This window comes from Candidatus Zixiibacteriota bacterium (genome assembly GCA_021159005.1).
In the GTDB taxonomy this organism is placed as follows: Bacteria; Zixibacteria; MSB-5A5; order UBA10806; family 4484-95; genus JAGGSN01.
Window position 1 is genome coordinate 60,220 of the sequence record JAGGSN010000136.1, and the last position, 14,113, is coordinate 74,332.

A 14,113-nucleotide genomic window follows, 5' to 3' on the forward strand; every position below is an offset into this window, starting at 1 on the left:
TGTTCATTTATTTAAAATAACAAAGTGCTCTATTTACTAAATTTAACAATTTGTTATATTAATATGTTTCGGAAATTTATTGACAAGGTGATACCTTCATTTCAAAATCGGTTAAAGTACCGACATCCCTAAAAGCGTCCAAAAATACATTGATACAATTTGGTCGCTTAGCGGGTTGTCTAATAATCCTACTATTACCATGCAGATTAAAAGCAGCAGTATCCCAAGTTGAAATACTTTTTGCTCATCGTTTTTAGCTTTCTTGTATCGTGCAAACGAATAACGAGTTTGATTAATTAGTATCCAGAGCAATATCAGAAGAGCAAAAGGGCCGCCATCAAAAAGATATTCAATATACATATTATGCCAGGATGGCATTGATTTGGGAAGTCTCGGTTCAGATTCAAGATCAACGACTCTGGGGAAGCTGTTTATGCCGTATCCGAAAAATCCGACATCATCGATTTTTGCCATACTATGCTCAAAAAGAACATCACGGTAAGAATAGAACTGCTTTTTATTCGAGAAATCAAGCCTCTCCTGAATTTTATCAAGCGTTCCGGGCATAAATGAATAGACAATTGGAATTAGCAGAATTATTGGCACCAGCAGTTTTCTGTCCTTGAAAATCCCCAGCAAAAAGATATAAATGGCAACCACTATATAAACAGATCTGGTCATTGTTAAGACAACACAGGCAAATATGGGAACTGATACCAATCCATAGAATAATTTTTCAGCAAATTTCTTTAAATGAATAAAATATGAAAGCGTAAATCCCAGCGTAATAGTCAGGAAAAACGATAAGGTATTTACTCCCGAGATGATAGAAGACGCTCTGCCGGTTATGTCCAGCAAATAGCGTATGATGCCAATTCCCGAAACAAGAACTGCTCCGGTAATAAACAGCCAGACAACCTTGCTGCGTCTTTCTATTGTAACTACAATCGTCGGCACGATAAAATATATCAATGGAAAAGATAACTGCTCGAAAGCCGCTCCAAATTTACCCTCATAACCGGAAACCAAAAGCACTATGGTTTTATATGCAATCAGAGCTGCTATTGGCCAGAACAGCGGGTAGTCAAGCCATTCCAAGCGGCGATAAGCCACTGTTTGAGCTATCCATATTAACAGGATTAAGGTAATTAAAGTTGCCGCTAAGGCGTTGGATATCATTAGAGCAAAAGCAAATATCAACAACATGTAATAGGCGATATTATTTAAGTATGGGTTGATTTTTTCCATCTGTATTCTCCATTATAACCCGAACGCTGTTATTTTTATTTGCATGCTTATTTATATAACAAGAACGCTGTTGATGCAATCATTCTATTATAGAAAACTGCATATCATAAAGCCTCTTATATAATCCATTGTTTTCTATCAGGCTGGTATGAGCGCCTCTCTCGATAATTTTACCCTTATCAATGACTAATATCTTATCGGCATTGCGAATCGTGGAAAGACGATGAGCTACCACTATAACGGTTCTGCCCGCCAGAAGGTTATCAATAGCTTTCTGTATTAATAGTTCGGATTCGGTATCTAACGATGAGGTGGCTTCATCGAAAATGAGGATGGGCGGGTCTTTAAACAATGCTCTGGCAATTGACAGCCGCTGTCTCTGTCCGCCGGAAAGCTTTACTCCTCGGTCGCCTATAATTGTGTTGTAGCCCTCCGGCAATTGTTCAATAAAATCATCCGCAAAAGCCGCCCTGGCAACTTCCTTTATCCTTGCTATTGAGGTATCATTTTGTCCGTAGGCGATATTATTCGCAACCGTATCATTAAACAGGATTATCTCCTGAGTAACAATCCCCATCATTGACCTTAATGAATCGATAGTAATATCGCGAATATCAATATCATCAATTGCGATTTTTCCGCCCTTTATATCATAGAACCGCGGCAGAAGGTCAACTAATGTGGACTTGCCGCCTCCTGATGGTCCCACCAATGCCAATATCTCGCCTTTTTTTAGTTCTATGTTGATATTATTTAAGGCAAAATCCCCAACTCCGTAATCATAATAAACATTTTCGTATTTAATCGAATGCTTCAAACCGGGATGATTAATAGCATTTGTTTTTTCAGTTATTAATTCGGGTGTGTCTATAACCTCGAATATCCGCCGTGCCGCGGCTAAACCCTGTTGAATATCAATGTTGACCTGGCTCAACTTCTTAACAGGATCCATCATGGAAAAAACCGCCAGTAAAAACAGTATAAAAGTGCTGGTTGTCAAGCCGCCACCGGCTAATATCTGCTTGCCGCCATACCATAATATCAGGGCGCCGGCGGTAACGCCCAGAATTTCGGTCAATGGCACGCTAAGCGAACCAATTCGGGTAAGTTTGACCATGGTTCTGAAATAATGATTGGCAAATTTCATGAACTTAGCCAACTCAAATTTCTCCATCCCGAACGCCTTAACCACTCTTATGCCCGAAACTGTTTCCTGAAGGACTGCTGTAATCGAAGCCATCTTTTGCTGGGTTATCGCCGAATTCACCCTCAGCCTTCTGCTTAGAAGGCTAATAAGCAGGACAGCCGGCGGTAAAATAAGAAGACTTGCTAATGCCATTCTCCATGAGGCCAAAAGAGCCAAAGCTAAAAAGAAAAGGAAATTGAAAGCGTTTTTCCCGAGCTTGGAAAGACCATCCCCAACTGCGCCTCTAACCAGTAAAACATCATTGGAGATGCGCGAAATCAGTTCGCCGGATTTAACCCCATGAAAATACGACAACGGCAGCGAATGATATTTGCGGTAAAGATCATTGCGAATATCTCTAATAACACCCTGTTCGGAACGGACTATCAGAAAGCTCTGGCAATACCAGAAAAAGTTTTTTACCAGAAAGACAAATGCCAGCAAGAAACATACTCTGGCTAATTTATCCTCACGGGTTTTGCCGCCGATTATTGTCAGCACTGCTTTTTTATCGAAATTCCGCAGTTCCCCCAAGGTAGGTTTGTAATCATCGGTGATATTATCAAAATAATCATCGGTTGATTCGAAAATAAGCTGGGTTATTGGCACTATTGTAGTAAGCGATATGCCGCCCGATAATGAAAACAGGAACATAAATATAAACGCCGGTATAAAAAAGGGCAGATGTGGTTTAAGATATCTCAATAAACGCCAATAAAGCTTCATTAATTATTCTCCTAATACTTAAAGCGAACTACATTTTGCTAATGATTTAAAGTCCGCTAATTCATATTCTAATGTAAATCGTATGGCAATATAATGTCAATTGAAAAACGTCGGGAGTTCCCTTAAATATTATGATAAAGTTAAAATTCCATGTTAACAGGAATATTTTGTAGTTGGCGTCGCAGTAGGCGGCATCCGGCAGTTGCCGGACCCGCAATGATTAAAATAATAAGGATTTAAAACATTTCCTGAAGTGTAAACTGATGCTTCATTTACATCTATCGTTTTACTTTAAGGTTTAGCTCAAGAAAATTCGGGGATTTTGACCGAACTTCGACCTTGAATGTTTGTAATCCTTTAACAGATATTTCATCGGCTAAAATGCTGCCATTTTTAATTGAAACAATATCATAAGCGGCTGTATTGCCGGAGTATGTTCGCCGCTCAATAGATTTTATTCCATCAATTCCCTTTTCAAATTCTCTGTGAAACTGAACTAAGTCTTCGATTGATTTTAAACCGTTGACAAGAAGAGTTATATTTTGAAAAGCTTCCTTAGGTTCATGCTTGGACAAATTCAAGTGCGGGATTAGCTTTAGGGCGGCTTCCTCAGCGGCTTTAGCAATTGCCATATTGCCGCCGGCAAGAGCATCCGAATATATTAATTCAACGTTTCCTGAACTACTGGCGATTTGCTTGCCGTCAGTTGTTTGAATTGCCTTAAGATTCACCGATGCCTGTATAGATATATTCTCCTCGCTATTATTAGCAGTCCTCGATATTGCCTTACCGGTGATAATCATATCCGTACTATATTTATTGGCTATTTCAATCATTGTTTTTTTATCATCGATATAAAAAGCTCTTTCCTCGTCCGGAGTCATATTCTGTATTAAGATTGATTGATCTGTGAACCTGAATCTATTTGCACCCATCAATTTACCTATGGTAATCTCAGTTTGATTTGGGATTTTTCGCTGGAAATGCCAGTAAACATCATCGATATTTTTTTCCTGAATAAATATCAGCACTTTCGGCATAATATCATCTCGTTTTATGAGACCGAGGTCAATTAGATTTTTCTGAAATTTACTCTCATCTATTGAAACTGAAGCGGTAACCTCATACGTATCTAATTTATATTTATTTAATCCCTCATCGACAACTTCTATATTTTTGATATACCCGCTTGCTTTGGATAGTATTTCCCTTTCAATCAGCTTAGAATTTTTATTTAAAGCTTGATCAGACACATAATCTTTAACACCCTTGGCAACAGCATTTTTTATTGCATTATCGAAAGCCTCGCTGCGCGCCCCGATAGTATCCGCCTTTTGGATAGTACCCTTGCCGGTTATTTTAATATCCAGATATTCACCGAAAGCATAAAAGGATATAATCAATATCAGAATTAATACAAGACCCGCATACTTCATTCAACACCTCTCAATAAACAAGAAATACTACCTTGCTATGGTTTGAAATATTAATATTTTGCTCGGAGGCGAATGGTTTTAGTATATCCATATCATTTATGACAACATCGCAATAATATTCTCCGAATGCTTTTTTACCTTTAATTATCAAGGGATTATCACCAACAATGACAATTTTTCAATAATTGTTATAATCATCGTTATCTCATATTCCTATATAAGTGTATCGTCATGAAAGATGTTAACTTAAATGGATATTTCAGATATGAAAAGTTTTGCTTATGACTTTGTTTAGCAGACTTTCGCAAGTTAATCAACAATTTGTGTCTGGAAAGCACTGCCATACTATTAACAAAATAATATCTTAGTGTTTTGGTGATATATACCGCCGCGCTTAGTGGCGTATTGCAATTATTCCCCTCTTGAGAAGAGGGGATAGGGTTGTGTTTTTAATATTGACATAACTATAATAAATAACGTATCTTAGTTTTGTATGCGGGTGTAATTCAGCGGTAGAATGTCAGCTTCCCAAGCTGGACGTCGTGGGTTCGACCCCCATCACCCGCTGTGGGTTGTATAATAACAACTTACAGAACGGCGCTAAAGTCAAAAACAGGTAAGGCTGATGCTCAGTTAGCATATCTACAATATACAATCGACTCAAAATTATGCAAGCTTAAATGTGAATTACTTTGATTTTAATCAGATATTTTAAAATGATTATGAAATCTCTGCTTAGTCAAAGATGATTATTATTGAAAAAGCACAATTGTTTTGCTGAAACTTGCTTTTAAAAGCTCATTTGAACTGCCTACGGTGCGTTCTGAAAGGACTCAGTTGGTTTTTAGTAAAGTTTGACTTCATGTGTTTTTACTTCAAGCTAATAATGCCAGACACCACATAGGGGGACGATAACCAAGATCAGTTAGAGTATTAGAAATAAGAGCTTGTATTCTTGCTATAAAATTTAAGATCAATGATAAGAATTAACTAATTAATAGGTCTATAAATAAGTATATCAGTTCCTTGCATTCTTTCTATCGTAGCTCTAACGTCTTCTATTTCGATTGTTTTTATTAATGATTTTGAAAAGGCTTTGTATTCGCCATTAGCTTTTTCATGTATTATATACATATGCCAATTTGATCCTTGCTGTAGCGATACAATGACCATTCCGCCTGAATCTAATTCGTTATCTATAGTTTCAAATAGCGAATCAATCGGAAAATCAGAATTTCTTGGATTACTAAACTTTAAGTCGAATTTTAATCCTTGTAAAGTTCTCCCGTTAAAACTATTAAAACTCCCTTTTTTATTATTACGCCATTCATTTTGCAATTGATAATCATTGATCTGCATTTTTCCTAATAGTTTTAAAATCATTTCCACAGAAGATGGAATACAAGAGTATTCATCAATCTGCCTGTGAATATCAATTATTGTTTTATCGTATGCCATGAAATTCCTTTCGTTTAGTAATAGGCTGGGTTACTAATTGCATGAAAGCATTTTATATTATCTCTAAAATTTCATTTCTCTGCTAAATCCTCATAGATACTTGAAAACTGCTCTAAGGCGGCTTTAAGGTTTTCGGTTATTTCCTGAGCTATGACTTTCGGTTCGGGTAGGTTGTCGGTGTCCTCAAGGCTTTCATCTTTTAGCCAGAATATATCAAGGCTTACTTTGTCGCGCTTGATAAGCTCATCATAAGTGAAAGATTTAAACCTGTCGGTTTCTTTTCTATCATGACGATTATCAGCATTATAACATTTAATGAAATCCTGTAAATCCTCATAGCTTAGGGGGCTTGTTTTCAATGTAAAATGCTTATTGGTTCTTAAATCATAAATCCAGAGCTTTTCTGTCCAGGGCTTTTCGCTGGCTGGTTTTTTATCGAAAAACAATACGTTGGCTTTTACACCCTGCGCATAAAACAGACCGGTAGGCAAACGCAGCAAAGTATGCACATCAAAAGCCGCCAGCATTTTCTTTCTTACAGTTTCACCTGCGCCGCCTTCAAATAGAACATTATCGGGCACAACTATTGCCGCTTTGCCCTTTATATCAAGGATAGATTTCACATGCTGAAGGAAATTAAGCTGTTTATTCGAGGTTGTTGCCCAGAAATCTTCACGCTCGTAGGTCAGAGATTGTTTATTAGCTTTGCCATTGTGGTTAGTAATGGTAATACTGCTTTTTTTGCCAAAGGGCGGATTAGTTAAGACCATATCATATTCAATAGCTGGTTTAGACAAAAGCGAATCATCGGTTTCAATAGGAACGCCGTTTCCGCCAATGCCATGAAGGTATAAATTCATTAAGCAAAGCCGAACAACTCCATCGACAATATCACTACCGCTTAAGGCCTTATTTCTTAAAAACGTCAATTGCTTTTTATCAAGTTTATAGTTGCTGGAACTGGTTAAGTATTCATAAACTGCCAGAAGGAAACCGCCGGTACCGCAGGCGGGGTCATGGATTGTCTGGCCAGGTTTGGGTTTCATTACCGCAACCATTGCCTTTATTAATGGTCTTGGAGTAAAATACTGGCCGGCGCCGCTTTTTATATCCTGAGCATTTTTCTCTAATAGCCCCTCATATAGTTCGCCCTTAACATCAGTAGTTAAACCGAACCAGTCTTCTTCATTTATAAGCATTATAAGTCTTTTAAGCTTGGCGGGGTCTTGAATCTTATTCTGGGATTTTCTGAATATAGCGCCCAGCATACCGGATTCTTTAGCAAGAGCTTCCAGTAAGCGGCGGTAGTGAGTTTCCAATTTATCACCATCTAATTTTTGCAGGCTTTGCCAATTATATTTTTTAGGAATATTTGATTTCTTATTATATGGCTTTTTGGTTTGCTCATCAGCCATTTTTAAAAAGAGCAGGTAGGTTAGTTGCTCAACATAATCACCGTAGCCTAAACCATCATCGCGCAATACTTGGCAATAGTTCCAAAGCTTCTGAACGATATTTGATGAGTCTTTTGACATTAATATTATTTCCTTTTTCTTACTGTTTTTCGTTTTGCAGGTATTTTATTTTGTTTAAGTTTTGCTTTTTCGGCTTTTATGCGTTCCAAGAGCTTTTCAGCCGGTTCATCGTTGGGGTCTTGCGGAACGAGTTTGCCTTGGAAGGCTTGTTTGAGAATACTTTGTTTTAAATATTCAAATTGAAGAAAACTGATATCGATTGTTTTTTGAATTTCATCAATAACAGAAAACTGTTTATCTAATTCTTCTATGATTTTGTTTTGTTCAGTTAAATTTGGAAATTGAATAACCTGATTTAAAACATCGGAGTCTCTTACAGCAGGATAACTGGTACCTCTTTGAATTGCATTTAAAGGATTTAAAAAATCATCAGTTTGAACAATATAAAACAGTAATTTATGATTATATTTAACGGGACTTAGAACACAAAAACCAGTAGAAGCAATATGCCTATCATATTTATTGTCAACTACCGCTATGTTCTTTAGATAAGTTCTTACTGTAGAAAACAAAACATCATTTTCTTTTACTAATTGTCTTGCTCTTGATGGTGCATTTAAGCCAGAATATAATTTTGGATTAGTGATTCTTTGATGATTATTATTAATAGATGCAATATCTAAATAATAGAATTTCTTATTTGGTGTTATTTTCGGATTCACTTTATTTACTTGAGGACATATTAAATTTAATCTTACCCACTCCCACCCCTCCGGCAACTCCGGCAAATTCGAGGCATCAACCGGCGCTGGTTCTTTGTATTTCTTTTTCCAGCTATCATCTTTTGGCATTTTGCCTTTGGCTTTAAACTTGGCAAGTTGTTCAGCTTCCCATTTCCGGCGGCGCTCTTTCTTGATACGCTCAAGCAGTACCGATGTCGGTTCGAGCTTGTCTTTGTTGGCTTCACGCCATTTAGCGGTTAGCTTGCCCTCCATAGCCGCCTTTAGTACAGACTGCCGGTATTGCTTAAGCAGCGCCTTAGCCTTCTTAAGCGCCTCAACACCGGCATCAAGCTTAGTGAATAGCTGTTCTATCCTGGCAACTATGCGGTGTTGTTCTGGCAGAGGGGGGAGAGGGATTATTGATTTCTCTAAATACTGAAAATGTCTTGCATATCCTTTATCTGGAAGTTGAATAGATTGACAAAAATAATAAAACAATTTTGAGAAAAATACTTTTTGGGGTTCAATTACTTTTATGCCATCTGCACCTGCAGCAAAATCAAAATCTATGTATTTAAATATTTTTGTGTGATCGCCAAATACAATTACAGGGTTATCAATTAGTATTCTGTTTTTCTCGTTATTAGTATAACCCCCAATAAAGTATTGCCCTTGGTCTATAATAGGTATTTTGCCTTTATCATGATAATCGATATTTTTTAATTTAATCCCATTTGTAGATATTTTATTTATTACTTTTTTAAAGTCAATATATGCCCACCCTTTGGGTATCTTAATATCATTTTTCACGCTGCCAGCGCCTCATTAAGCTCTTCAATTAGTTTTGGCAGTTCCTCTCCAAATACCCTGTGTGCTTTTACAATTCCGCCTTTTTCATAGAATGGCACTAAATCAAAATCATCTATTTCCATAGTCAGGTTTGTAGTAATATGGTCTTTTATCATTGTCAGCCATTCAATTTGTTCGGTCGTATATTGCTTGCCGGCGATTTTCTGCTTATCCAGCCAATTAGCAAAAGCCTTATCCTCAATATCTGAAAACGGCTCAAGGGTTTGAATTTCCTCAGTTGCAAAGCGGACTAATGAAACGATGTCGGTTAGTATTTTATGAGCGTCTGGCTTTTTAGAAGTAACTTTATTAAGGCGCCGATAAGCCTGCCAGACATGTTTATATGTTATATCATAAGGCGGTTTTTTCATTTCATCAGCCAGCTGTTCAATCTGCTCGAAAGTAACTTTGCGCTGGCCGTAAGGTTTATTATAGAAAATCTGCAAGGCTATGAGTTCGTCTTTATTATCTTCAATGAATTTCTTGAAAGTATCGATATAAGTTTGGGATTTCAATTTCGCCTGAGAATCAAAACCTAACTCAATCACCGTATCTATGCCGGTAGTATCAATAATTTGCTCATTTTTTCGTTTTATTTCAATGATAGAATTTCTCAGCTTAGGGTTGTCAAATTGCTTGCAAGCCTCATCTTTTATCTGCTTGGAGGCATTTTTAACCTGCTCTTTATCAGGTCTGTCGGTTTTGAATAGCTCTTTGGCTTTTTTAATAATCTTTTCCGGATCGAGAGCATCCAAAAGTTTATTGATAAGCTCTTTTAACGGTTTACCCTCAGCATTCTTACTGATTTCATCTTGTTCTTTATCGCTGATTTTCCTGTTAAGCATAGCCAGCCGCCCCGCCAGTGATGAGATAGTATCATCGGTTCTATCGCCCATAGCGACTCCATTTAACAGTTTATCAAAGGCGATATGCCGTTTACGCTCTAAGGGTTTGGAATCGCTTTTATCGCTTTCGCATACGCCTATGGCATCGATTATAACAAAACGATCCTTGACTTTAGCGCCTGGCGTAACGGATTGCAATTCGGTTGGAGTAACAACTCTGGCGCCCCGACCCTTCATTTGCTCAAAATAGCCGGCTGACCTGATGTTTCTCATAAAAATAAGGCATTCAAGCGCCCTGATATCAGTTCCGGTCGAAATCATATCAACTGTAACTGCAATACGGGGATAGTAGGAATTGCGAAAACTGGCAATAAGGGTTTCCGGCTTTTCACCGGTTGTGCGGTAAGTAATCTTTCGGCAGAACTCATTTCCTTTACCGAAAACTTCTCTGGCTATATTGACTATATCTTCAGCATGAGAATCATCTTTGGCAAATATCAGGGTTTTGGGAACTTCCTGTCTGCCAGGGAAAATATCTATCGGTAGTTTATCTCTGAATGTTTTGAGAATTGTCCTTATCTGGTCGGGGACTACAACTTTTCTATCCAGCTCTTTTGAGGTGTATTCTAAATCCTCATCAAGCTGTTCCCAGAGGGTTTCTCTGGTTAGCTTATCGCGCCTGTCGATATAATAGCCGGCTTCAACCTTCCCGCCATGGCTGGTAATATTTGTTTTGATTCGATAGACCTCATAAGCAACATTAACGCCATCGGCAACCGCTCTTTCATGAGGATATTCCATAACCAGATTGCGATTGAAAAAGCCTATTGTTTGTTTTGAGGGTGTAGCAGTAAGCCCAATAATGAAAGCATCGAAATATTCCAGAACCTGTCGCCAAAGGTTGTAAATAGACCTATGGCATTCATCGGTTACGATAAAATCAAAGGTTTCAATCGGGATTTCGGGATTATAAGACACTTCAATTGGTTCAGCGCCAAATAGCGGCATTTCAAAAGTAGAATGTTCCTCATTATCGGTATCATATTCAGGATCGCCTTTAAGCATAGAATAAAACCGCTGTATGGTTGTAATACAGACTTTTGATACAGTATCGATTTTATTTGAGGTTAAAAGCTGGACATTATAAAGCGATGTGAATTTCCGGCCATCATCAGGAGTTGTGAATTGTTGAAACTCTTTAAATGTTTGCTTGCCCAAAGTTCGCCTATCGACAAGAAATAAGATTCTTTTAGCATTGGCAAATTTAATCAATCGATAGATAAAGCTGATTGCAGTATATGTTTTGCCGCCGCCTGATGCCATTTGTATAAGCGCTCTTGGATTATTGTTATAAAATGATTTTTCAAGCTGGGTGATAGCCTCAATCTGGCAATCTCTTAAGCCCTTTGTAATCAATTCGGGTATATTTTGCAGCTTTGCTCTAAGTGTGTCTCTTTGTTCAAGCAATTCCTGCAATGTTTCCGGCTTATGGAATGCGAATAATCTGCGGGAACGGGGGTAAGGGTCTCTTTGGTCGCGAAAGAATGTTTCTATGCCGGTGCTTTCATAAGCAAACGGGAGGGGGTTTTGATAAGCTGGGATATTATCCGGCAAGCCTATAAGATATTTATCAGATTGCACATCAACACCGCCCAGAGTAGCTCCTTCACGCTTAGCCTCAATCGCGCCAGCCGCTTTTCTATCGATAAATAGTAAGTAATCAGCTTCACCGGTTTTCAGTTGAAAATAGCGAACTGCGATGCCCAGAGATTCACCAAGATTGAGATTTTCGTAATCCTGAAGCTGCCAGCCGGCATCTAACAGCATTTTATCGATATTTTGACGAGCTTTATCTTCAGGTTTCATAAATTTTGCCCTTGTGAGATATAATCATTGATAATTATAATTCTCTGCAAAAAAACTCCCTATTTAATGAGTTTAAAACTAAACATAGATAATATGGATTATGGAGTTTTGTTTAGCAAGGTAATTCAGGATGTTTTTATTAGAGATAGATGTTGATGTTTCGTAACTTTATGATAAATAAAATATTAAATCATTTCTCAATACTTACTCCGTTGATAAAATGTGATATAATTTTAATCGAATGTGGTAGATATTTAATTAATTTTAATATAGAATGGAATCAAGAATATGGCGGGGCTATTTTACAAGGACAACCCCGCCAAAAACTGAAAACCTGACAATTGCCAGTATTGCCTTATCTAATAAATCACTCTGGCCATTGTCAATAGATATTTTTACAAATGCCTTAGCAAATGCTAAGAGTTTATCCTGGAGGGGATATCGTTACATTTGAATCTAAAATAGACAGAGATAACGAAAATCGTATTGTTAATATAACGGGTAAATATTTGCGAAACACCTTTAATCCAACTCCAAAATATTTTCCAGCCGATTTTATCAGTGATGATAAAAAAATATATCTTGAAGTCAGATGCCGCAGCCATGCTCGAAAAGAGTTCCCCGATATAGTATTATCGACCGCTAAATATGTTGAGTTACTGAAGCTCAAATTTAATAAGGATAATCCCAGAGTATATTTTATAGTTGCATGGACTGATTGTATAGGTTTGATTGAAATTGATTTTGGCGAAAGATTTATTATACCGTTCAAGAGAACGCTTTCTCAAAAAGCGGGTAACACTAAATTTGATGTAGTTGTTTCCATACCGATTTCAGAATTTAAAACCATAAGCTATTGTATGCCTTTAGAGAAAAGTGGAAATTGGGTAAAACAGGGATGATTAATATGGTACAATTTGCATTGATTTGTTCGAGAGAGGGTATAGTAGAGGGATGATAATAATGGTAGTGCTGGGGAGGATTAATTATCGATGAGCAATGTTACTGAAATTCTGGTTAGCCAATACAACATTAATGCCAGAGTTGGTCAAAAAACAAAATGCCCGTTTTGCGGTCATCATTCTTTTTCAATCACTAAAGATGATTCGCTGGGAAAATGTTTTCACCCTTCCTGTCTAAAGTATATAACACCATATAAGAAACGTCATAAGCATAAAGCGATAATTGATATACTGGAAAGATTATATTTAGTTTCAAAAACCGAACTGCTCAATCAACAAAATACTCAAAGCAATGCCTATGATTATCTTGTAAATGAAAGACAACTCCATCCTATTGTTATTGCTCATTCCATGATCGGCATAATGCCAGCCAGCTATGATATTGATGTTGAATTTGAACCGATTATTAATGAAATCGAAAATAAAGCAAAAGATAAAGATTCAAGTAAAAAATTGGATGATATTTACTCGATTAGACAGAAATTAAGAGAAGTAATTTATAAAGGTGCAGAATGGCTGGTGTTTTATTATTGCGATGCTTATCACAACATCATCTCGATGAAACTGCGCAAGCCTTATGATAAAAAGTTTATGTCGTTTAAGCTGCCTGATTATGGCACCGGTGTATTTGGCCAAGATTTATTCAGCCCGATTGCGATTGATAAGGTAAAACATCAAAATGAAAAGCTTATTGTTGTTGAGGGCGAATTCGATATTTTGCAGCTTCAATCTTTAATGGCTCGAAAAGCTGAAATTGAGGGGATATCCTTAGAAAATCACTATATAAATGGCTGTGCTGTCGGTTCAGTTAATTCCGCTGATATTGAAACAATATCTAAAATATCGAAAAATCCGGTAATTTGTTATGATAATGATAACGGCGCTGGATTCGAGCTAGTTAAGAAAGCTCAGCAATCAATAACTGTTAGCGCAACAACAACCCCTGATGATTTTAAAGATATTGATGATTACATTAAGAGCTTTGATGATGATTACAACGGTGCTTTTAAGGCAGTTAAGGACTTGTTTGCTAATAGCCAGAAACATTTTAAAGAAATCGAAAGCGTTAAGAAAAGAGTTGGGGGTATCAGAGCGGGAAGGGAAGATGACAGTTTAAGAGCTTTTGAGAAGAATGATTTAATCGGTCAAGTAATTGCTGATGATATGAGTGAACGGGGAAAATTCTATTATGACCAAAACCACATTTATTATTTTGATGAAATAGGAAAGATATTGATCCTTATACATAAAGATAGTTTAGAATTTAAAATTACTCTATTTGAATATGGTATAAATGCCAGTGAAAATACATTCAGTTATATTCTTGAATTCTTACTTGT

At 37.1% G+C, this 14,113-nt stretch carries 10 protein-coding genes and 1 tRNA gene; 3 read left to right on the forward strand and 8 right to left on the reverse strand.

Annotated elements, in window-relative coordinates; genetic code table 11:
* Nucleotides 1-111: 111 nt before the first annotated feature.
* The 4 genes from J7K40_08955 to J7K40_08970 all read right to left on the reverse strand — a co-directional run bounded on the left by J7K40_08955 (nt 112) and on the right by J7K40_08970 (nt 4,747).
* Nucleotides 112-1,248 (reverse strand): O-antigen ligase family protein, encoded by a 1,137-nt coding sequence (locus tag J7K40_08955; GenBank protein MCD6162525.1) that lies wholly within the window; start codon nt 1,246-1,248, stop codon nt 112-114.
* Nucleotides 1,249-1,327: 79 nt separating this feature from the next.
* Complete coding sequence (locus J7K40_08960; protein ID MCD6162526.1) at nt 1,328-3,160, reverse strand: ABC transporter ATP-binding protein; 1,833 nt, start codon at nt 3,158-3,160, stop codon at nt 1,328-1,330.
* A 278-nt stretch (nt 3,161-3,438) separates the two neighbouring features.
* Complete coding sequence (locus tag J7K40_08965; protein ID MCD6162527.1) at nt 3,439-4,596, reverse strand: hypothetical protein; 1,158 nt, start codon at nt 4,594-4,596, stop codon at nt 3,439-3,441.
* 10 nt (nt 4,597-4,606) lie between these two features.
* A complete protein-coding gene (locus J7K40_08970) occupies nt 4,607-4,747 on the reverse strand; it encodes a hypothetical protein (protein MCD6162528.1) in 141 nt (46 codons plus the stop codon).
* 344 nt (nt 4,748-5,091) lie between these two features.
* Between J7K40_08970 and J7K40_08975 the strand changes: the two genes are divergently transcribed.
* Nucleotides 5,092-5,163: transfer RNA gene (locus J7K40_08975), tRNA-Gly, on the forward strand.
* 423 nt (nt 5,164-5,586) lie between these two features.
* Here the strand turns inward: J7K40_08975 and J7K40_08980 are convergent.
* From J7K40_08980 to J7K40_08995, 4 genes are all read right to left on the reverse strand, one after another.
* Nucleotides 5,587-6,054, reverse strand: coding sequence for a hypothetical protein (locus J7K40_08980; protein ID MCD6162529.1), 468 nt, complete (start codon nt 6,052-6,054; stop codon nt 5,587-5,589).
* Between the two features lie 71 nt (nt 6,055-6,125).
* Complete coding sequence (locus J7K40_08985; protein ID MCD6162530.1) at nt 6,126-7,589, reverse strand: SAM-dependent DNA methyltransferase; 1,464 nt, start codon at nt 7,587-7,589, stop codon at nt 6,126-6,128.
* A gap of 5 nt (nt 7,590-7,594) precedes the next feature.
* Entirely contained in the window at nt 7,595-9,061 is a 1,467-nt protein-coding gene (locus J7K40_08990) for a restriction endonuclease subunit S (GenBank protein MCD6162531.1), read from the reverse strand.
* Entirely contained in the window at nt 9,058-11,811 is a 2,754-nt protein-coding gene (locus J7K40_08995; protein MCD6162532.1) for a DEAD/DEAH box helicase family protein, read from the reverse strand. Before J7K40_08995 ends, J7K40_08990 begins: the two co-directional genes overlap by 4 nt.
* Before the next feature lie 413 nt (nt 11,812-12,224).
* Here J7K40_08995 and J7K40_09000 point away from each other — a divergent pair, with 413 nt between their 5' ends.
* Both J7K40_09000 and J7K40_09005 read left to right on the forward strand, forming a co-directional pair.
* Nucleotides 12,225-12,713 (forward strand): hypothetical protein, encoded by a 489-nt coding sequence (locus tag J7K40_09000; protein MCD6162533.1) that lies wholly within the window; start codon nt 12,225-12,227, stop codon nt 12,711-12,713.
* A gap of 90 nt (nt 12,714-12,803) precedes the next feature.
* The coding region (locus J7K40_09005) for a toprim domain-containing protein (protein ID MCD6162534.1) at nt 12,804-14,113 on the forward strand (1,310 nt) is incomplete at its 3' end.